The following is a 19,413-nucleotide window of genomic DNA, read 5'->3' on the forward strand; positions in this document are numbered from 1 at the left end:
GCAACGGTCGAGGTCGCTACCCGTGGAGGCGTCGCCCGCAATGGGGCCAGGGGCTGGCCCCGCGCTGAACGTAGAGTTTTTTCGCTCGGAACGTCTGTTCCGAGGGCGACGCGTCCTGGGGGCGGCCCGAGCCGCCGAGGCCCTGCCAGGTCCGCGTGTCGAACTGGTAGAGGCCCCCGTACGTGCCCGACGCGTCGACCGCCCCCGGCCGTCCCCCCGACTCGCACTGCGCGAGCGAGCCCCAGTTGAGGCCGTCCGCCCCGGCCACCGACGACGGCATCTGTCTCGTGCCGACCTTCACGATCCGGTTCTGCGGCTCCCGCACCACCTCGGAGCCGATCATCCGCGGCTTCTGCCTGACGCCGTTGACGGTCCGCAGCGCGTAGGTGACGCGCCGCGCGCCCTGCCGCCCGGCCTGCACCACGACCTCCGTACCCCGGAACAGCGTCGGGTCCTGCGTCCTCCTGACCTCGAAGGGGATCGCCTCCTCCCGCACCTCCCGGGAGCCGGTGATCCGCATGACGGTGACTGTCATCCCGTCGCGCGGAAAGCTGTCGGGATCCACCGACGTGGTGTCCTGCCCGCGCAGGGTGACCCCGGCCTCCGCGACGGCCTCCCCCACGGTCGCCGCGTTCGTACGGATGGTCCGCTCCCGGCCGTCCGCCATGATCGTGACGGTGCGTTCCGTGCGGACGGCGAGGTCGAGGCCGCCCCTGCCGATGCGGCGGCTGCGCGAGGCCGACAGGTGGGCGCCCTCCGCGCGCACCCCGAGCTGGCGCAGGGCGCCGTCGACGGTGCGTGCCGTCGTCCACACCTTGCGCCGCTCACCGTCGAGAGTGAGCCGTACGGGCCGCCCGTAGCGGACGGCGATCTCGTCGCCGCTGGCCAGTGCGGTGCCCGTCGCGGGCGCGACGATGTCGTGGGCGCCGACCGCGACGCCTTCGTCGGCGAGCAGCTCCCCGACGTCGTCGGCGAAGGTGTGCAGGGTGCGCGGCTCGCCGTCGACGCTGAGCCGCACGGCCTTGTCGTCGGCGACGAACGCGGAGGTGCCGCCCGCGAGGAACGCGACGACGAGGGCCTGCGGAACCAGGCGGCGCAGCGCCTCGGCGGACCGCTCGGGGACTGCCTGCTCGTCGTCGGCGGCCGTCTTCCCGCGGCGAGCGGCCCGCCGCGCCTCGGCCCGCCCGCCGCCGGAGACAGCGGTCGCCTGCCGGGGGATGCCGCCCTCGGGCTCGACGTTCTCGTAGTTCTCGTAGTTCTCGTTGTTCTCGTTGTTCTCGTACACGTACGCCTGGTCGTACGGGACGGTCGGTGCGTACGCCGTCTCATACGGCGGCGCGTACGGCACTTCATACGTCTCGTACTGCGAATTGCTCACGATGACGCTCCAGGGGTCCGGACCGGGCGGACAGAACCTAGCGGAGCTTTCGTCACTCTCCAAAGTCGAGCGACTACGTTGTGTCGTGGCGTTATCGGTTAGTAATCGTCAGTATCCGAAGGCGCGCGCGGTGTTCGAGGCGAGTGCCGTGGCCATCGCGTCCTCGTCGATTCCGCGGACCTCGGCCATGGCGCGCACTGTGACCGGAATGAGATACGGAGCGTTGGGCCGTCCGCGATAGGGGGCGGGCGTGAGGAAGGGCGCGTCCGTCTCGACGAGGACGAGGTCGAGCGGCGCGACGGCCAGGGCGTCCCGCAGCGGCTGCGCGTTCTTGAACGTGACGTTGCCCGCGAACGACATGAAGTAGCCGTGTTCCGCGCAGACCTGGGCCATCGCGGCGTCACCGGAGTAGCAGTGGAAGACGGTGCGCTCGGGGGCGCCCTCCTCCTTCAGGACGCGCAGCACGTCCTCGTGGGCCTCGCGGTCGTGGATGACGAGGGCCTTGCCGTGCCGCTTGGCGATCTCGATGTGGGCGCGGAAGGACCGCTCCTGGGCTGCCATGCCCTCCGGTCCGGTGCGGAAGTAGTCGAGGCCGGTCTCGCCGACGCCCTTGACGTGCTCCAGCGCGGCGAGCCGGTCGATCTCGGCGAGCGCCTCGTCGAGCGCGCCGTCGCCGCCCGCCTCGCGCGCGCCCTGCCGGGACCAGCCGTCGGGGTCGCCGAGCACGATGCGGGGCGCCTCGTTGGGGTGCAGGGCGACGGTGGCGTGGACCCGGTCGTGCTCGGCGGCGGTGCGCGCCGCCCACTGGGAGCCCCGGACGTCGCAGCCGACCTGGACAAGCGTCGTGACCCCCACCGAGGCCGCCTTGGCGAGGGCCTCCTCCACGGTGCCCGACTGCATGTCGAGGTGGGTGTGCGAGTCGGCGACCGCCACCTGGAGCGGTGCGGGCAGGGGCGGCGGCGCGTCGGAGTTCTTCGAAGGCATGCTCCGATCCTACGAAGCGGCGGCGCGCGCCGGATCGCCCGCGGTGTCAGCGCGCCTTGCGGTGCTGGAAGGGGTGCAGCAGATCGGACAGGTGCCAGTGGTGGCCCCGTCCGCCCGCCTCCGTCACCGGCACCGGCCCGGGTCCCGGCACCGTCACCGCCCCGGCTCCCCGGGCGCCGGCCTCGGTCGCGCCCGCAGAACCGGTCTCGCCACGCCCGGCCTCGTACTGGCGCCGCATCGTGTCGAGCACCGACGAGACCTGGCCCGCGCGCATGATCCGCACGACGTGGCCGCCGCAGTTCAGGCAGGTGGGGCGGGAGAGCGGGGAGGGCACGTGATGGCCGTCCGCCCGGTACACCACGTATTCCTGGCCGCCGGCGTCCACGTGATGCTCGATCTCGTACGACTGTTCCCAGCCGTGCCCGCAGCGCATGCAGGCGAACGCGTAGGACTCGTGAACCACATTCAGTGCCGTGCGGGGGTGACCGGTGTCCGCGATCTCACTCATGCCGCTGCTCCTCTTGTCCGAGGGACGGGCACTGCCGTCCCTTCGACCAGTGGACGCCTTTCCCGGAGCGAGCGCATCAGACCTGTCGAGCGTTGGAGCCGATTTGGCCTTTCCTTAGGAAAGAGGCCTGGCGCGCGGCCCGCGCTTTGCCTTTCACGATAGTCCTTTGCCCTCCGATGGGCCGCTTCGATCCGCGTTCTTTGCCGCGACGACGGCATCGAACACCTCGCGCTTGGGAAGGCCCGCCTCGGCGGCGACCGCGGCGATCGCCTCCTTGCGCCGCTCCCCCGCCTCCTCGCGCACCCGCACCCTGCGCACCAGCTCCGCGGGGCCGAGGTCGTCCGCGCTCTTCTCGGGGGCGCCCTCGATGACGACGGTGATCTCGCCGCGCACGCCGTCGGCGGCCCACTCGGCGAGGTCCTTCAGCGAACCGCGCTTGACCTCCTCGTACGTCTTGGTCAGCTCGCGGCAGACCGCGGCCCTGCGCTCATCGCCGAACGCCTCGGCCATCGCGGCGAGCGTGTCGTCGATGCGGTGCGGGGCCTCGAAGTAGACGAGCGTCCTGCGGTCCTCGGCGACCTCCTTGAGGCGCGAGAGCCGCTCGCCCGCCTTGCGCGGCAGGAAGCCCTCGAAGCAGAACCGGTCGACCGGCAGGCCCGACAGGGCGAGCGCGGTGAGCACGGCGGACGGGCCCGGCACGGCGGTCACCTTGATGTCCCGCTCCACGGCGGCCGCGACCAGGCGGTAGCCGGGGTCGGAGACCGACGGCATCCCCGCGTCCGTCACGAGCAGGACGCGCGCGCCGCCCGCCAGCGCCTCGACCAGCTCGGGCGTGCGGGCCGATTCGTTGCCCTCGAAGTAGGAGACGACACGGCCGCCGACCTGCACCCCGAGCGCCTGGGTGAGCCTGCGCAGGCGCCGCGTGTCCTCGGCGGCGACCACGTCGGCGGACGCCAGCTCGGCGGCGAGGCGCGGCGGCGCGTCGGCGACGTCGCCGATGGGGGTGCCTGCCAACACGAGGGTTCCGGGGGAATCTGCGCTTCCTGTCACGGATCCATCCTCGCAGGGCCGACGGGCGGGACTCGCACAGTCTGGTTCCCTACGATGGCGCGGTGACCAGTACCGCGCCTTCCCCGGACACCCGCGAGAGCCAGGCGGCCGAGGGGCAGCAGCCCTCCTGGCAGCGGCGGCTGCGCCGATTCGGCTACGTGGCGCGGCCCAGAGAGGACGTCACGGCGCGGCTGGTACCCCCGTACACGCGGCCGAGCCCCCGCCTGTGGACGACGCTCGGGCTGTCCAGGGCGGACGCCGACCTGGTGGTGCGCTGGTCGGCGTGGGCCGGACCGCTGCTGATCACACTGGTCGCCGGGGTGATGCGGTTCTGGAACCTCGGCAGTCCGAGGGACGTGATATTCGACGAGACGTACTACGCGAAGGACGCCTGGGGGCTCATCCACCGCGGCTACGAGGTCAACTGGCCGGACAAGATCAACGACGACGTGCTGCGGCAGGGCAGCGACATCGCGCTCCCGCACGACGCGGCGTACGTGGTGCACCCCCCGGTCGGCAAGTACGTGATCGGCCTCGGCGAGTGGCTGTTCGGCTTCAATCCGTTCGGCTGGCGGTTCATGACGGCGGTGCTCGGCACGCTGTCGGTCCTGATGCTGTGCCGGATCGGGCGGCGGCTGTTCCGCTCCACGTTCCTCGGCTGTCTGGCGGGCGCGCTGCTCGCCATGGACGGCCTGCACTTCGTGATGAGCCGCACGGCGCTGCTCGACCAGGTCCTGATGTTCTTCGTGCTCGCGGCCTTCGGCTGCTTCCTCATCGACCGGGACAGGGCGAGGGAGAGACTCGCGGCCGCCCTCCCGGCCGACGAGGACGGTCTCGTACGCCCCGACCCGTACATCGCCGAGACGGTCCGCCTGGGGTGGCGGCCCTGGCGCTGGGCGGCCGGTCTCTGCCTGGGGCTCGCCTTCGGCACCAAGTGGAACGGCCTGTACGTCATGGTCTTCCTCTGTCTGATGACCGTGTTCTGGGACGTCGGCGCGCGCCGCGTCGCCGGGGCGGTGCGGCCCTACCGCGCGGTCCTGCGGCGGGACGTGCTCCCGGCGTTCGTGTCCACGGTCCCGGTGGCCCTCGCCACGTACGTCGTCTCGTGGCTCGGCTGGATCCTCTCCCCGGCGGACGGCTCCGGCGGCTACTACCGCGACTGGGCTGCGACGCAGGGCCGGGGCGGCAGCTGGACGTGGCTGCCGGACTGGGTGCGCAGCCTGTGGCACTACGAACACGCGGTCTACGAGTTCCACGTGGGCCTCTCCTCGCCGCACACCTACCAGTCCAACCCCTGGAGCTGGATCGTCGACGGCCGCCCCGTCTCGTACTTCTACGAGTCGCCGCGGCCCGGCAAGCACGGCTGCCCCGCCGACACCACCGAGAAGTGCGCCCGCGAGGTCCTCGCGCTCGGCACCCCGCTGCTGTGGTGGGTCGGCGCGTGCGCGCTGCTGTACATCCTGTGGCGGTGGGGGCTGCGGCGCGACTGGCGGGCGGGCGCGATCCTGTGCGGGGTGCTCGCGGGCTATCTGCCCTGGTTCTTCTACCAGGAGCGGACGATCTTCTACTTCTACGCGGTCGTCTTCGTGCCGTTCCTGTGTCTCGCGGTGGCGATGCTGATCGGCGCGATCCTGGGGCCGCCGGGATCCGGCGAGCGGCGCCGGGTGGCGGGTGCCGCGGCGTCGGGAGTCGTCGTTCTGCTCATCTTCTGGAATTTCATCTACTTCTGGCCGATCTACACCGGCACCGCGATCCCGATCGATTCCTGGCGATCCCGAATGTGGCTGGATACGTGGGTGTAATGGGCCGCGTATCGGACACCTTCGGATAACGGCCGTCCCGGATTTCCCTTCCCCCCCATAAGGTGCCGGACGGACAGCCTTTCCGGACATCTCCTTCGGACAGGCTCCTGGGGAGGGGAGCGCATCGTGCGCAGGGGAGTAAAGGCCGCTCTGGTCGGCGGGGTCTTCACCGCCATGGTGGGGGGCGCCGGTTTTGGCGCGTACACCTTGGTGAACGGCGTGAACGGCGTGAGCGGGGGCGGCGGTTCGTCCGGGGCGGATCCGGCCGCCGTGAAGACGGGGCCGCCCAGCGGTGACGAGGTCCGCGAGACGGCGCGGAAGTTCCTCGCGGCGTGGGCCGAGGGCGACGCCGGGCAGGCGGCCGCGTACACGAACGACGCCACGACGGCCTCGTCCGCCCTGACCGGCTACCGGAAGGACGCGCACCTGACGAAGGTGAAGCTCACCCCGCGGCGGGCGTCCGGCACGCGCGTGCCGTTCGACGTGTCGGCCACGGTGTCGTACAAGGGCAGGAGCAAGCCCTTCGCGTACGACTCCGCACTCACCGTCGTCCGGGGCCGGACCACCGGCCGCCCGCTCGTCGACTGGTCGTCGGCCGTCCTGCACCCCTCGCTGGAGAAGGGCGACACCCTGGTGACGGGCGAGGCCGCTGCGCCGCCCATCCGGGCGGTAGACCGCGCGGGCGTCGTCCTGCGCGAGAAGGAGTACCCCTCGCTCGGCCCGGTCCTCGGCCAGCTGCGGAAGAAGTACGGGCGAAGCGCGGGCGGCAGGGCGGGCGTGGAGCTGTACGTCAGGCACGCCGACGAGGAGGCGGGGACACACGCGCTGCTCACCCTCGCCAAGGGCAGGCCGGGCAAGCTGCGTACGACACTCAGCGCGGCCGTGCAGAAGGCGGCCGAGCGGGCGGTCCTGCGGTACGACGACTCCTCGGTGGTGGCGGTGAAGCCGAGCACCGGCGAGGTGCTCGCGGTCGCCAACAACCGCACGGACTCCTGGAACGCGGCGTTCCTCGGCAAGGTGGCGCCCGGCTCGACGATGAAGATCGTCACGGCGGCGATGCTCATCGACAAGGGGGTCACCAAGGCGGGCGGGGCCGCGCCCTGCCCGGCCACCGCGACCTGGCAGAGCCAGACCTTCCACAACCTGAAGGGCATGGCGCCGAACGAGTCGGCGACGTTCTCGGAGAGCTTCGCGCGCTCCTGCAACACCGCGTTCGTGAAGCTCGTCGACGAGGAAGGCCTCACGGACGCCTCCCTCACCGAGGAGGCGCGAAACGGCTTCGGCCTCGGCCGTAACGACTGGAAGGTCGGCATCCCCTCCTTCGACGGCTCCGTCCCCGCCTCCGCGGGCCCCGACCGCGCGGCCAACGCCATCGGCCAGGGCCAGGTCCAGATGAGCCCGCTGAACATGGCGTCGGTCACCGCGACCGCGATGACCGGCACCTTCCGGCAGCCGGTGATCGTGCCGAGGTCGCTCGACGACCGTGAACTGGCCACCGCCCGCGGCCTGCCCGCCGCCACCGTCACGCAGCTGCGCCGGATGATGCGCCGCACGGCGGTCAGCGGCACCGGGGCGCGGACCATGGCGAGCCTGACCGGGGACATCGGCGCGAAGACCGGCTCGGCGGAGGTGGACGGCCAAAAGACGTCCGACAGTTGGTTCACCGGCTACCGGGGCGATGTGGCGGCCGCCGCGATGACGCAGCGGGGCGGGCACGGCGGAGACGCGGCGGGGCCGATCGTCGCGGACGTCCTGCGGGCGGACACCCCCTAGCGGGGCCGCAGGGTAGGGGGTCCGCCTGACGGGCGTCCGGCCGGGCGGCAAAGTGGTCGAGGGCTTCTTCGTACGCCTCTAAGGTGGCCTTCCGGTGAGGAACCGGTGAGGAGCATGGGGGCTCCGGGGAACTGCGGAGGGTTTGTGGGCAAGCGAAGGCGCGCCGCCGAGCGCAAGGGCGTCGGATTCAGGAACACCCGGGTGCACCCGGGTGTGCTCGGCGGGGCGGCGGTCGTCGTCGTGTGCGGGGTCGGGGCCACCGCGTTCGCGCTCTCCGGCGGCTCGGGGCCCGGCGGGTCCGGCGGCGACGCGAAGCCGGTGCCCTCGGGGCCGCCGACGTCCGCCGAAGTGCGCCACACCGCGCGGGCGTTCCTCGCGGCGTGGGCCGAGGGCGACGCGGCCCGGGCCGCCGCGCTGACGGACGACCGTACGGCGGCAAAGAAGGCGCTGACGTCCTACCGCGAGGAGGGCCACCTCACGAAGGTCCGGCTGACCCCCGGTAAACCGGCCGGGCGGGCGGGCGCCGAGGTGCCGTTCAAGGCGGCCGCCACGGTGTCGTACAAGAAGCAGAACAAGCCCTTCGCCTACGAGTCCGAGCTGACGGTGGTGCGCAGGAAGAGCGACGGCAGGACGCTGGTCGGCTGGCGCCCCTCGGTCCTGCATCCGGAGCTGAGGGCCGGCGACCGCCTGGTCACCGGCGAGGCGGGCGACCCGCCGATCAAGGCGGTGGACCGCGACGGAGGGGAGCTGACGGCGGCCAAGTACCCGTCGCTGGGCACGGTCCTCGACGGGTTGCGCGAGAAGTTCGGCAAGAAGGCCGGCGGCAGGGCGGGCGTGGAGCTGCGGGTGGTCCGGGCGGACGGCGGGGACGCCGCGAAGTCCGCGCGGGATGGCGCCGATTCGGCGAAGAGGGCCGACGCGAAGGCGAGGCCCGACAAGACGCTGCTGGCCCTCTCGCCCGGTACCCCGGGGACGCTCAAGACCACGTTCAGCGGTTCGTTGCAGTCGGCGGCGGAACGGGAGACGGCGAAGCGGAAGCTCGCGTCCGTGGTCGTCGTCAAGCCGAGCACCGGCGAGATCCTGGCCGCCGCCAACTCCAACCCGACCGGCTTCAACACGGCCTTCCAGGGTTCCCTCGCGCCCGGCTCCACGATGAAGGTCGTCAGTGCGTCGATGCTGCTGGAGAAGAAGCTCGCCGGGGTGGACAAGAAGCACCCGTGCCCGAAGTACGAGACGTACGGCGGCTGGAAGTTCCAGAACGACGACAAGTTCCAGATCAAGAACGGCACGTTCCGGGCGAGCTTCGCGCGCTCCTGCAACACGGCCTTCATCAGCCAGGCCAAGAAGCTGGAGAACGACTCGCTGACCAGGCAGGCGCAGGACGTCTTCGGGCTCGGCCGCGACAACTGGTCGATCGGTGTGCCGACCTTCGACGGCGCGGTCCCCGTGCAGAGCCACGCCCAGATGGCGGCCTCGCTGATCGGGCAGGGCGGGGTGCGGATGAATCCGCTGAACATGGCGTCGGTGGCGGCGACGGTGAAGTCGGGCACGTTCAAGCAGCCGTACCTGGTCTCGCCCGATGTCGACGACCGCGAGCTGGCGACGGCGCCGCGCAGGATGTCGGGCGCGACGGCGTCGGCGCTGCGGGACCTCATGCACTACACGGCGGTGGCCGGCACCGCCGTGAAGCCGATGCGGGGCCTCGGCTCCGACACGGGCGCGAAGACGGGCTCGGCGGAGGTCGACGGCCAGAAGAAGCCGAACGGCTGGTTCACCGCGTACCGGGGCGACCTGGCGTCGGCGGCGGTCGTGCAGCAGGGCGGCCACGGCGGGGATTCGGCGGGGCCGCTGGTGCGGGCGATGCTGCTGGCCGGGGACTGAGCGCAGGGCCGGCGTGGGGCGGGCCCCGTGTCCGCCATGCGGATACGCGGTCGCATGTCCTGTACACGGACCGCTAGCGTGCCGGGCATGAGCGCCACAGAACCCGCCGAGCCGACCGAATCCGCCGCCCCCACCGAGCCCGCGGCCCACCCCCGTTTCGCCGCCGCCCTGCGCGAGTTGGGCCTGGCCGAGGTGATCGGCCGGGCCCGCCGCTTCCCGGAGCAGACGCGGACCGCGCAGGAGGCGGCGGCCGCGATCGGCTGCGAGCTGAGCCAGATCTGCAAGTCCCTGATCTTCGCGGCGGACGGTGTGCCGGTCCTGGTCCTGATGGACGGCGCGTCGCGGGTCGACGTCGACCTCGTACGCCGGGAGTTGGGCGCGGAGAAGGTCACCCGCGCCAAGGCGGACGTCGTCCGGGAGACCACCGGTTTCGCGATCGGCGGCGTGCCGCCCTTCGGGCACGCCACCAGGACCCGGGTCCTCGCCGACCGCTCGCTCCTCGGCCACGACGTGGTGTGGGCGGCGGCGGGCACCCCCTACGCCGTCTTCCCGATGGCCCCGAAGGCGCTGATCGCCCACGCGGGCGCCGCTCTGGTGGACGTGCGCGAGACCGCGAAGTGACTCCGCTGGTCGCGGCGGCGGTGCTGCTCGCCGCCGTCACGCACGCCAGCTGGAACGCGATCGCCCACCACATCACCGACAAGCTGGTCGGCTTCACGCTGATATCCGGCGGCGGCACGCTGATCGGCCTGCTCCTGGCCCCCTTCGCCGCGGTCCCGGCGGCGGGGGCCTGGCCGTATCTGATCGTCTCCGCGCTCATCCACGTCGGCTACTACGCCCTGCTGATGCGGTCGTTCAGGCTCGGCGACTTCGGCCAGGCCTACCCGATCGCGCGCGGCACGGCCCCGCTGGTGGTCACCGTGCTCGCGGCGCTCTTCGCGGGCGAGGTCCCGGACGCCTGGCAGGCGGCGGGCATCGCGGTGTCCTGCGCGGGTCTGACGGGCCTCGCCCTGTGGGGCATACGGGGCTCGGGGCGCCGCCCGGACTGGCCGGCGATCGGCGCGGCTCTGGCGACGGGCGTCTCCATCGCGGCGTACACGGTGGTGGACGGCCTGGGCGTACGCGCCGCCGGTTCCTCCCTGGGCTACACCGCGTGGCTGATGGTCCTGGAGGGCGTCGCGGTCCCGCTCTACGCGGCGTACCGCTGGCGCGGCGAACTTCCCTCGAAACTCCGCCCGTTCGCGGCGGTGGGCCTGCTGGGAGCGGCCTTGTCGGTCGCGGCGTACGGCCTGGTCCTGTGGGCCCAGACGCGGGCGCACCTGGCCCCGATCTCCGCGCTCCGGGAGTCCTCGATCATCGTCGGCGCGGCGATCGGCGCGCTCTTCTTCAAGGAACGGTTCGGCGCACCGAGGCTGGTGGCGGCGGGGCTGATGGTGGTGGGGATCGGGTTGATGCTGCACGCGGGGTAGGCGCCCGCGGCCCTCACTCCGGTACGCGTGCGACGGGCAGCCGGGCGCACCGGCGGCAGGCTCGGGCCGAGGTGGCGACTGTCGCGTGGGCGGCTGCCGCGAGGGCGCCGGCGAAGGCGAGCAGGGGCCAGTCGGCGGCCAGGGCCGCCGCCAGGGCGAGCGCCAGGGTCGCGGCCGCCATGGAACCGCTCGCCGTGGTGCCGGCCCAGGCGACCACGAGCGGGAGCCGGCGTGGCGTGGGCAGGCGGCGGGCGAGGCTGCCGGTGGCGGCCAGGGTCGCCGCGGCCAGCAGCGCGGCGCCGGTCGCGACGGACGCCAGGTGGACGGCGAGCAGTTGGGCCGTGCGGGGCAGGTACGCGGTCAGGTCGTGGCCCGCGGTCCTCGCCAGGTACCAGCAGCCGATCAGGAACGGGGCGGTGAGCGTCACCGCCCGCGCGGTGTGCCGGGCCTGGGCGACGGTCAGCTCCCGCTGGCAGCTGGGGGCGAGTTCGCCGACGGACCCGAACTCCCGCACCGCCTGCCGGGCCGCCTCCTCCTCGGGAAGACCCCCCTCGGCATGCGCCGCGGCCGTGTCGACAAGTCCGTCGCGTATCTCGTCGACCAGCCGGGCCTTGGCCTTGGCGGGGCCGTGCAGAGCGGCGGACAGGTCGGCCGCGTACTCCTCGACGAGGCGTCCTGTGGCGTTCACGTGGCGAGCCCGGGCCGCGTGCCGGGGTTCAGGACCGAGCCGATCGCCGCGGTGAACTCGCTCCACGCCGCCCGCTCCCCGGCCAGCGTCGCCCGGCCCGCGTCCGTCAACTCGTAACACCTGCGCCGCCTTTCGCCCTCCGACTGCCAGCTGCTGCTCAGCAGGCCGAGCCGCTCCAGGCGGTTCAGCGCGGGGTAGATCGTGCCCGTACGCAGTTCCAGTACGCCGCCGCTGCGGCGCTGCACCGCGGCGATGATCGCGTAACCGTGCAGCGGGCCCTGTTCCAGCACGGCCAGCAGCAGTCCGTCGAGGTGCCCTCGCACCGCATCCACCTTCATGAGTAGGCAGCCTACACAAGAGAGGCGTAGGCAGTGTATGTATTGGCAGGCAATATATTCCGCGCCCTGGAGGAACCCGTGACCAAGCTGCTGTTGTCCGTGCACGTCCTCGTGGCGATCCTCGCCGTCGGGTCGATCACCGTGGCCGCCTCGATGTTCCCCCGCCAGGCGCTGCGGGCCATCGGCGGCGCACAGGCGTCGGTCGCCGCGCTGCTGCACCGGGTCTGCCGCGGTTACGCGGTCGCGGGGATCGCCGTACCGGTGTTCGGGATCGCCACCGGGGCCCAGCTCGGCGTCCTCGGCGACGCGTGGCTGATCGCCTCGCTCGCCCTGACGGCTGCCGCGGCGGCCCTGCTGGGACTGGCCATCCTGCCCGGGCAGCGGAGTCTGCTCGCGCTGGCGCAGGGCGGGGGCGCGCAGCCCGAGGGCGCCGAGGTGGCGGCGCGGCCCGCCGCCGCCCGGCTGACGATGCTCACCGGGATCTTCAACCTGCTCTGGGCGGTCGTCGTCGTCCTGATGATCGTCCGCCCCGGCTCCACCACGGGAGCGTGAACCCCATGCGCGCCCTGCGCCTCGCGGCCACCGCCGAAGCCCTCTCGCTCGCCCTCCTGCTGGGCAACCTCCTCACCGTCCACGCGCCAGCGCTCTCCGCACTGCTCGGCCCACTGCACGGCACGGCGTATCTCGTCGTCATCGCGGCCACATGGACGGTCCCGTCGGCCGGGGCGCCGGGTGCCCGGTGGCGTGCGCTGGTCCCGGGCGCCGGGGGCCTGCTGGCCCTGCGGCGGATCGAGGCCCGCGCCCCCGCGGGCCACTCCGCGCCCTGACCTACGCCTCCCGCAGCGCCCGCACCAGCGCCTGTGCGCGCGGGTCCGCCGTGACGCCCTTGTTCATTCCGTTGGTCACGTATCCGAAGGCGGTCCCCGACTCCGGGTCGGCGAAGCCGAGCGCGCCACCCCGGCCGGGGTGGCCGAAGGAGCCGGGGGCGAGGAGCGGGGACGCGCCGCCGTGCAGCATGTAGCCGAGGCCGAAGCGGGTGGGCACGACCAGGACGCGGTCGGGTCCCGCGGACGCCTCCGCCCGGGCCGCCTCCACCGTCTCCGGAGTGAACAGCCGCTCCCTGCCGTCCACTTCGCCGATCAGCGCGGCGTAGAAGCGGGCCAGGCCGTCGGCCGTGGCGACGCCGTTGGAGGCGGGCAGGGCCGCCGCCCGGTACGCCGGGTCGTTCTCGTCCGGCAGGGGATCGATCGCCCCGAAGGCGCGGCTGGTCAGCGAGGCCGGGTCCGCGTAGGCCTCGGCGACGTTCCGCTTGGGCCGTACGCGCAGGCCGCCCGGCCCGGCCGGCGCTTCGATACGGCCCATCCGGCCGACTCGCGCCGCCTCCGCTTCCGGCAGCCCCACCCACAGTCCGAGGCCGAGCGGCCGGGCGATCTCGGTGTCGATCCACTCCCCGACGGCCTTGCCCGTCACGCGCCGCACCAGCTCGCCGGTGAGCCAGCTGTAGGTCTGCGCGTGGTAGCCGTGGTCGGCGCCCGGCTCCCAGAACGGGGCCTGCGCCGCGACCACCGCCGCCGCGAGGTCGGGGTCGAGCGCCTCGGCGGGCGTCAGCGGGCGGTCCAGGGCGGGGACGCCCGCGCGGTGGGCGAGGACGTGCCGCACCAGGACGCCGTCCTTGCCACGCGCCTTGAACTCCGGCCAGTAGGCGCCGACCGGCGCGTCCAGGTCCAGCTCGCCGCGCTGATGGAGCAGGAGCAGGGCGGCGGCGGCCACGCCCTTGGTCGCCGAGCGGACGACCTGCGCGGTGCCGGGCCCCCACGGGGCGTCGCCGGCCGCGAGGTCCCCGTCGACGTCCTTCGTGCCGCCCCACAGGTCCACGACCTTGCGCCCGTGCCGGTAGGCCGTGACGGCGGCCCCGCGCTCCCCGCGCTCGTCGAAGTTGCGTACGAAGGCCTCGCGCACCGCCTCGAACCCGTCGGCGACCGTGCCCTGTACCCCACCCATGAAGTCGTCCATGCCAAGACCAACAGCCGCCATCAGCCGCTGATTCCCCGACTTCTCGCCTCCGCCGCCTTCGGATCGAAGCCGAAGGGCAGTTCCAGGCGGTGCTCGCTCATCAGCTCCTCGTCGCCGAGGAGTTCGCCCGTCGGGCCGTCCGCCACGATCGTCCCGCTGCTGAGGATCAGGGCGCGGGGGCACAGCTCCATGGCGTACGGCAGGTCGTGCGTGACCATCAGGACGGTGACGTCCAACGACCGCAGGATGTCGGCGAGTTCGCGGCGCGAGGCCGGGTCGAGATTGGAGGAGGGCTCGTCGAGGACGAGGATCTCCGGCTCCATGGCGAGGACCGTGGCGACCGCGACCCGGCGGCGCTGCCCGAAGGAGAGGTGGTGCGGCGGGCGGTCGGCGAACTCCGCCATGCCGACCTGGGAGAGGGCCTTCAGCACACGGGCCTCCAGCTCCGGGCCCCGCACCCCCGAGGCCGCGGGCCCGAACGCCACGTCCTCGCGGACCGTCGGCATGAACAGCTGGTCGTCGGGGTCCTGGAAGACGATGCCGACCCTGCGCCTGATCTCGGCCATGTGCTTCCTGCCCACGGGCAGCCCGGCGACCGTCACCGTGCCCGCGCCGGCGGTCAGGATGCCGTTCAGATGCAGGACGAGGGTCGTCTTGCCCGCGCCGTTCGGCCCGAGCAGCGCGACGCGCTCGCCGCGGCCGACGCGGAAGTCCACGCCGAAGAGGGCCTGGTGCCCGTCGGGATAGGCGAAGGCCAGTCCGGCCACGTCCAGCGAGGGTGTCGCGGTCACAGGGTCCATCCCAACAGGCAGACGACGAGGGCGGCGGACGGGAGGGCCAGCGCGTACGTCCACTGCGCGCGCGAGGCGGTCACCTCGTCGATGACCGGCATCGAACCGGCGTACCCCCGACTGACCATCGCGAGGTGCACCCGCTCGCCCCTCTCGTACGAGCGGATGAAGAGGGCGCCCGCGGACTTGGCGAGGACGCCCCACTGCCGTACGCCCCGCGCCTCGAAGCCGCGGGACTCCCGGGCGATCTTCATGCGGCGCATCTCGTCCGTGATGACGTCGCCGTACCGGATCATGAAGGAGGCGATCTGGACGAGCAGCGGGGGCAGCTTGAGGCGCTGGAGGCCGAGGAGCAGTTCGCGCAGCTCGGTCGTGGAGGCGAGCAGCACGGAGGCGGCGACGCCGAGCGTGCCCTTGGCCAGGACGTTCCAGGCACCCCAGAGGCCGTTGACGCTCAGGGACACACCGAGTACGTCGACGCGCTCGCCCTGCGCCACGAACGGCATCAGCACGGCGAAGGCGACGAACGGCACCTCGATCAGCAGCCGCTTGAGGAGAAACCCGGTGGGAACCCGGGCGGCACGGGCAACCGCCGCGAGCAGCACGGCGTACCCGCCGAAGGCCCACATCGCCTCCCGGGGCGTGGAGACGACGAGGACCACGAAGCAGAGGACGGCGACGAGTTTGGTGTGCGCGGGCAGAGCGTGCACCGGCGAATGCCCGTGCCGGTAGAGGCGGTGGGCGTGTCCTGCGCCCATGTCAGGCCTTCTCGGGCGCGGACGCCCTGGGGGCGTCGCCTGCCCCGGACGCCTCAGCCGCCCCGTCCACCCCTGTAGACGCAGGCCCCGCCTCCCCCGTACGACGCCTCCGCACCGCCCAGAACACCGCCGAACCGGCGACGACCGTCACGCCCACGCCGATCGCGCCCGCCAGGCCTCCCGAGACGCGGGTGTCGGTGATGTTCCTGACTCCGTAGTCCGCCAGCGGCGAGTCCTCCGTGGCGTGGTCCCTGGCCTCCTTGTCGATGCCCTTGTCCTGGGCGACCTTCTCCAGGCCGTCGGGGTTCGACGAGGCGTAGAAGCTGACGACGCCCGCGAGGACGAGGGAGGTGGCGAGGCCCGCCAGCCACACCTTCCGGTGGGAGCGGCGGGCCGGAGCGGTCGGGTCGGCGGCGGCCGGGGCGTCCACCAAATCCCCGCCGATCCGCAGCTTCAGCGGCCGCGTCAGCCCCCGGGCCCCGTGGACGAGGTCCGGCCGCACCGCGATGACCGCGCCCACGGTGAGCGCGGTGATCGCGGCCTCGCCGACGCCGATGAGGAGGTGGACGCCGACCATGGCGGTGGCGACCTTGTCGAGGGAGACGTCGGTCGTGCCGCCCACGGCGTAGAGGAAGGTGAAGGCGACCGCGGCGGCGGGCACGGACAGCAGCGCCGCCACGAAGGAGGCGACGGTGACCGTGCGGCGCCCGCGCGGCAGCACCTTCACCAGGCCGCGGAAGGACAGGCAGCCGACGACGGTGGTGACGACCGCCATGTCGAGGATGTTGACGCCGAGCGCGGTCAGCCCGCCGTCCGCGAAGAGGACGCCCTGCATGAGCAGGACGACAGAGACGCACAGGACCCCGGTGAAGGGGCCGACGAGTATCGCGGCGAGGGCCCCGCCGAGGAGATGCCCGCTCGTCCCGGCCGCGACGGGGAAGTTCAGCATTTGCACCGCAAATATGAAGGCGGCGACAAGACCGCCGAGCGGAGCCGTCCGTTCGTCCAGCTCACGCCGGGCGCCTCTGAGGCAGACCGCCACCGCGCCCGCGGCAAGGACCCCGGCCGCGGCGGACACGGGGGCATTGATGAATCCGTCGGGGACATGCATGGGCGCGCTCCTGGGCAGGGGCTCTAAGAGGGCAGACCGCTCGTGGACCGTTCAATGATCGGGCTTGTTGCGAACGGTTTGCAAGAGCACCGCGGTCCCGATACGGCTACGCCCGCTTGGTGGATCCCCCACCGCCACCTCGGGGCGAGTAGCCGGACATGTGGGACATTAGTGAGGAAGCGCCCGTACTGATGAGGAGTTCAGCGATGTCCGCAGTCGAGCAGTACGCACGCGCCCACCTCGTCACGGACTCCTCCGAGGGCCACCACGCCGTCCCCGTCGTCCTGCACTACGACGCGGAGGCCGACCCGCACACGGTGCGGATCGGCCTCCCCGGCCGCCGCGAATGGGGCTTCGGCCGCCAGCTGCTCGAACAGGGCCTGCGCGCCCCCGTCACCGCCGGTGACGTGCACATCTGGCCGTGCGGCCGGGTCCAGACGATCGTGGAGTTCCATACGCGGGACGGGGTGACGGTCGTCCAGTTCGACGCATCGGCGCTGATCCGCTTCCTGCGTCGTACGTACGCGGCCGCCACTCCCGTCTCCCGCTGAGACCCCGGCGGGGCCCGACCGGACCCGGCCGGTCCCGGCGCGAGGTCAGACGCGCGCCAACTCCCTGTCCCCGTCCGGGTCGGCGCCCCGGTCCGCGGCCGTGCGCAGCCCCTCACCCTCGACGTCGACGTCGGGCAGCGCGCGGTCCAGCCACTTGGGCAGCCACCACGCCTTGTCGCCGAGCAGCGCGAGGACCGCGGGCACCAGCGCCATGCGGACCACGAACGCGTCGAAGAAGACCGCGATCGCGAGGCCGAAGCCGATCATCTTGACCATCTGCTCGCTGGAGCCGATGAAGCCCGCGAACACCGCGATCATGATGACGGCCGCCGCCGAGACCACCCGCGCCCCGTGCCGGAAGCCGGTCACGATCGCCTGCCCCGGCCGCTCCCCATGGACGTACGCCTCCCGCATGCGCGTCACCAGGAAGACCTCGTAGTCCATCGCGAGGCCGAAGACCACACCCACCATGAAGATCGGCATCATGGACATGATCGGGCCGGTCTGCTCCACGCCGAGGAGCGAGCCGAGCCAGCCCCACTGGAAGACCGCGACGACCGCGCCGAGGGCCGCGAGGACCGAGAGCAGGAAGCCGAGGGCCGCCTTGAGCGGGACCAGGATCGAGCGGAAGACGACGATCAGCAGCAGGAAGGCGAGGCCGACGACCAGGGCCAGATAGGGCAGCAGGGCGTCGTTGAGCTTCTGCGAGACGTCGATGTTCATGGCCGTCGTGCCGGTGACCATGATCTCGGCGCCGGTGTCGTCGGTGATCCTCGCTCCGGTGTCGCGGATCGAGTGGACCAGGTCCTCGGTCTCGACGCCGCTGGGCTTGGAGGACGGCACGACGCTGATGATGGCGGTGTCGCCCGCCTTGTTGAGCACGGGCGGGGCGACGACCAGGACGTCGTCGAGCTTCGAGACCGTCTTGGCGATCCCGTCGGCCGCCGCCTTCGGGTCGTCGGCGCCCTTGAGGTCGCCGACGACCATCAGCGGGCCGTTGAAGCCGGGCCCGAATCCGTCGGACACCAGGTCGTACGCCTTGCGCTGGGTCGTGGACGTCGGCTGCGCGCCGTCGTCGGGCAGGCCCAGCTCCAGCTGCGAGACCGGGAGGGCGGCGGCGCCGAGCCCCACGATGCCGACGAGCAGCACCGCGATCGGGCGGCGCACGACGAAGCGGGCCCAGCGGGTGCCCATGTTCGGCTTCCCGTCCTGGTCGGCGGTCGCCTTCCTCCCGCCGCCGAACAGCCTGCTCTTCTCGCCCATGGGCATGACCCGCCTGCCCGCGTACCCGAGCAGCGCCGGGATGAGGGTCAGCGCGATGAGGACGGCGATGACGACCGTGCCGGCCGCGGCGAAGCCCATCTTGGTGAGCATCGGGATGTTGACCACGGCGAGGCCGACCAGCGCGATGACCACGGTGAGCCCGGCGAAGACGACCGCGGAGCCCGCCGTGCCGACGGCGCGCCCGGCCGCCTCCTCGCGGTCGCGGCCCTCGGCGAGTTCGCCGCGGTAGCGCGAGACGATGAAGAGGGCGTAGTCGATGCCGACCGCGAGGCCGATCATCATGGCGAGCGTCGAGGTGGTGGTGCCGAGGTCCAGGGCGTCGGCGAGCGCGGTGATGGACGAGACGCCGATGCCCACGCCGATCAGCGCGGTGAGCAGCGGAAGTCCGGCGGCGATCAGCGAGCCGAAGGTGATGACCAGGACGACCGCGGCGACGGCGATGCCGATGACCTCGCTGGAGCCGGTCTCGGGTACGGCCTGGAGCGCGTCGCCGCCGACCTCGACGGTGAGTCCGGACGCGCGGGCGTCGTCGGTGGTCCTCTCCAGCGCGTCCCGGTCCTCGTCGGCCAGCTCCATGGAGGTGACCTTGTACGAGACCGAGGCGTACGCCGTGGAGCCGTCCTTGCTGACGGTCTTGGCGCGGAACGGGTCGTCGGCGCGGGCGACTTGGTCCGAGCCGGACCTCAGGGCGTCGACGACCTTGAGGATCTCGGCCTTGTTGGCCGGGTCCGTCACCTTCTCGCCGTCGGGCGCCTTGAAGACGACACGGGCGCTCGCGCCGTCGGCGCTGGCCTCGGGGGCGCGCTTCTCCAGCAGGTCGAAGGCCTTCTGGGCCTCCGTGCCGGGTATGGAGAAGGAGCTGGAGGCGGCGGTGGGCGCCGACGCCGCGCCGACCCCGGCGAGGGTGAGGAGCGCCACCCAGATGAGGGCGACGAAGTGCCGCCGCCGGAAGGCGAGTTTGCCGAGTTTGTAAAGGAATGTGGCCACGGGGGCGTACTCCCGGTCAGGTCGTGGTGCAGAGGTGACTGCGGGCA

Annotated in this window: 19 protein-coding genes; 8 read left to right on the top strand and 11 right to left on the bottom strand. The window is 72.6% G+C overall.

Annotation, left to right across the window (positions count from 1 at the left end; genetic code table 11):
• Positions 1-16: 16 nt before the first annotated feature.
• The 4 genes from CP975_RS14445 to rsmI form a co-directional block, all read right to left on the bottom strand.
• On the bottom strand, positions 17-1,378 hold the full coding sequence (locus tag CP975_RS14445; protein WP_055526517.1) for a resuscitation-promoting factor: 1,362 nt from the start codon (positions 1,376-1,378) through the stop codon (positions 17-19).
• A gap of 108 nt (positions 1,379-1,486) precedes the next feature.
• Positions 1,487-2,362 carry a TatD family hydrolase gene (locus CP975_RS14450; protein ID WP_055526515.1) on the bottom strand — a complete coding sequence of 292 codons (876 nt, stop codon included), beginning with the start codon at positions 2,360-2,362 and terminating at the stop codon, positions 1,487-1,489.
• 46 nt (positions 2,363-2,408) lie between these two features.
• Positions 2,409-2,870 carry a hypothetical protein gene (locus CP975_RS14455; RefSeq protein ID WP_055526512.1) on the bottom strand — a complete coding sequence of 154 codons (462 nt, stop codon included), beginning with the start codon at positions 2,868-2,870 and terminating at the stop codon, positions 2,409-2,411.
• 153 nt (positions 2,871-3,023) lie between these two features.
• Positions 3,024-3,920, bottom strand: a complete 897-nt coding sequence (gene rsmI, locus CP975_RS14460) for a 16S rRNA (cytidine(1402)-2'-O)-methyltransferase (RefSeq protein WP_055526511.1) — start codon at positions 3,918-3,920, stop codon at positions 3,024-3,026.
• Between the two features lie 62 nt (positions 3,921-3,982).
• Between rsmI and CP975_RS14465 the strand changes: the two genes are divergently transcribed.
• The 5 genes from CP975_RS14465 to CP975_RS14485 all read left to right on the top strand — a co-directional run bounded on the left by CP975_RS14465 (position 3,983) and on the right by CP975_RS14485 (position 10,845).
• A complete protein-coding gene (locus tag CP975_RS14465; RefSeq protein ID WP_055526509.1) occupies positions 3,983-5,722 on the top strand; it encodes a dolichyl-phosphate-mannose--protein mannosyltransferase in 1,740 nt (579 codons plus the stop codon).
• Positions 5,723-5,848: 126 nt separating this feature from the next.
• Positions 5,849-7,495 carry a penicillin-binding transpeptidase domain-containing protein gene (locus CP975_RS14470; RefSeq protein ID WP_055526508.1) on the top strand — a complete coding sequence of 549 codons (1,647 nt, stop codon included), beginning with the start codon at positions 5,849-5,851 and terminating at the stop codon, positions 7,493-7,495.
• Between the two features lie 144 nt (positions 7,496-7,639).
• Positions 7,640-9,376, top strand: a complete 1,737-nt coding sequence (locus CP975_RS14475) for a penicillin-binding transpeptidase domain-containing protein (protein ID WP_246201508.1) — start codon at positions 7,640-7,642, stop codon at positions 9,374-9,376.
• Positions 9,377-9,463: 87 nt separating this feature from the next.
• Entirely contained in the window at positions 9,464-9,997 is a 534-nt protein-coding gene (locus CP975_RS14480) for a YbaK/EbsC family protein (RefSeq protein ID WP_150476955.1), read from the top strand.
• Complete coding sequence (locus CP975_RS14485) at positions 9,994-10,845, top strand: DMT family transporter (protein WP_150476956.1); 852 nt, start codon at positions 9,994-9,996, stop codon at positions 10,843-10,845. The genes CP975_RS14480 and CP975_RS14485 overlap by 4 nt, the downstream gene beginning before the upstream one ends.
• A gap of 13 nt (positions 10,846-10,858) precedes the next feature.
• Here the strand turns inward: CP975_RS14485 and CP975_RS14490 are convergent, their stop codons facing one another.
• Positions 10,859-11,533, bottom strand: coding sequence for a permease prefix domain 1-containing protein (locus tag CP975_RS14490; protein WP_055533928.1), 675 nt, complete (start codon positions 11,531-11,533; stop codon positions 10,859-10,861).
• Positions 11,530-11,871, bottom strand: a complete 342-nt coding sequence (locus tag CP975_RS14495) for a PadR family transcriptional regulator (RefSeq protein ID WP_055533926.1) — start codon at positions 11,869-11,871, stop codon at positions 11,530-11,532. Before CP975_RS14495 ends, CP975_RS14490 begins: the two co-directional genes overlap by 4 nt.
• 78 nt (positions 11,872-11,949) lie before the next feature.
• On the opposite strand from CP975_RS14495, the gene CP975_RS14500 reads away from it, so the two are divergent.
• Positions 11,950-12,423 carry a hypothetical protein gene (locus CP975_RS14500; RefSeq protein ID WP_055533924.1) on the top strand — a complete coding sequence of 158 codons (474 nt, stop codon included), beginning with the start codon at positions 11,950-11,952 and terminating at the stop codon, positions 12,421-12,423.
• A gap of 5 nt (positions 12,424-12,428) precedes the next feature.
• Positions 12,429-12,698 (top strand): hypothetical protein, encoded by a 270-nt coding sequence (locus CP975_RS14505; RefSeq protein ID WP_055533922.1) that lies wholly within the window; start codon positions 12,429-12,431, stop codon positions 12,696-12,698.
• A gap of 1 nt (position 12,699) precedes the next feature.
• Here CP975_RS14505 and CP975_RS14510 read toward each other — a convergent pair whose 3' ends face one another.
• Genes CP975_RS14510 through CP975_RS14525 form a run of 4 tightly spaced genes read right to left on the bottom strand, consistent with a single transcriptional unit; the run spans position 12,700 to position 16,544 of the window.
• Complete coding sequence (locus CP975_RS14510) at positions 12,700-13,872, bottom strand: serine hydrolase domain-containing protein (RefSeq protein ID WP_150476957.1); 1,173 nt, start codon at positions 13,870-13,872, stop codon at positions 12,700-12,702.
• Between the two features lie 32 nt (positions 13,873-13,904).
• Positions 13,905-14,684, bottom strand: a complete 780-nt coding sequence (locus tag CP975_RS14515; RefSeq protein ID WP_150476958.1) for an energy-coupling factor ABC transporter ATP-binding protein — start codon at positions 14,682-14,684, stop codon at positions 13,905-13,907.
• Positions 14,672-15,433 carry a cobalt ECF transporter T component CbiQ gene (gene cbiQ, locus CP975_RS14520; protein WP_150476959.1) on the bottom strand — a complete coding sequence of 254 codons (762 nt, stop codon included), beginning with the start codon at positions 15,431-15,433 and terminating at the stop codon, positions 14,672-14,674. Before cbiQ ends, CP975_RS14515 begins: the two co-directional genes overlap by 13 nt.
• A gap of 1 nt (position 15,434) precedes the next feature.
• The gene (locus tag CP975_RS14525) at positions 15,435-16,544 is read right to left on the bottom strand and encodes an energy-coupling factor ABC transporter permease (protein WP_150476960.1); all 1,110 of its coding nucleotides are present in this window, start codon (positions 16,542-16,544) and stop codon (positions 15,435-15,437) included.
• Positions 16,545-16,750: 206 nt separating this feature from the next.
• Between CP975_RS14525 and CP975_RS14530 the strand changes: the two genes are divergently transcribed.
• Positions 16,751-17,095, top strand: a complete 345-nt coding sequence (locus tag CP975_RS14530; protein WP_055527907.1) for an SsgA family sporulation/cell division regulator — start codon at positions 16,751-16,753, stop codon at positions 17,093-17,095.
• A gap of 45 nt (positions 17,096-17,140) precedes the next feature.
• Here CP975_RS14530 and CP975_RS14535 read toward each other — a convergent pair whose 3' ends face one another.
• Entirely contained in the window at positions 17,141-19,366 is a 2,226-nt protein-coding gene (locus CP975_RS14535) for an MMPL family transporter (protein ID WP_055527909.1), read from the bottom strand.
• Positions 19,367-19,413: the final 47 nt, after the last annotated feature.

The organism is Streptomyces alboniger (assembly GCF_008704395.1).
Taxonomy (GTDB): domain Bacteria; phylum Actinomycetota; class Actinomycetes; order Streptomycetales; family Streptomycetaceae; genus Streptomyces; species Streptomyces alboniger.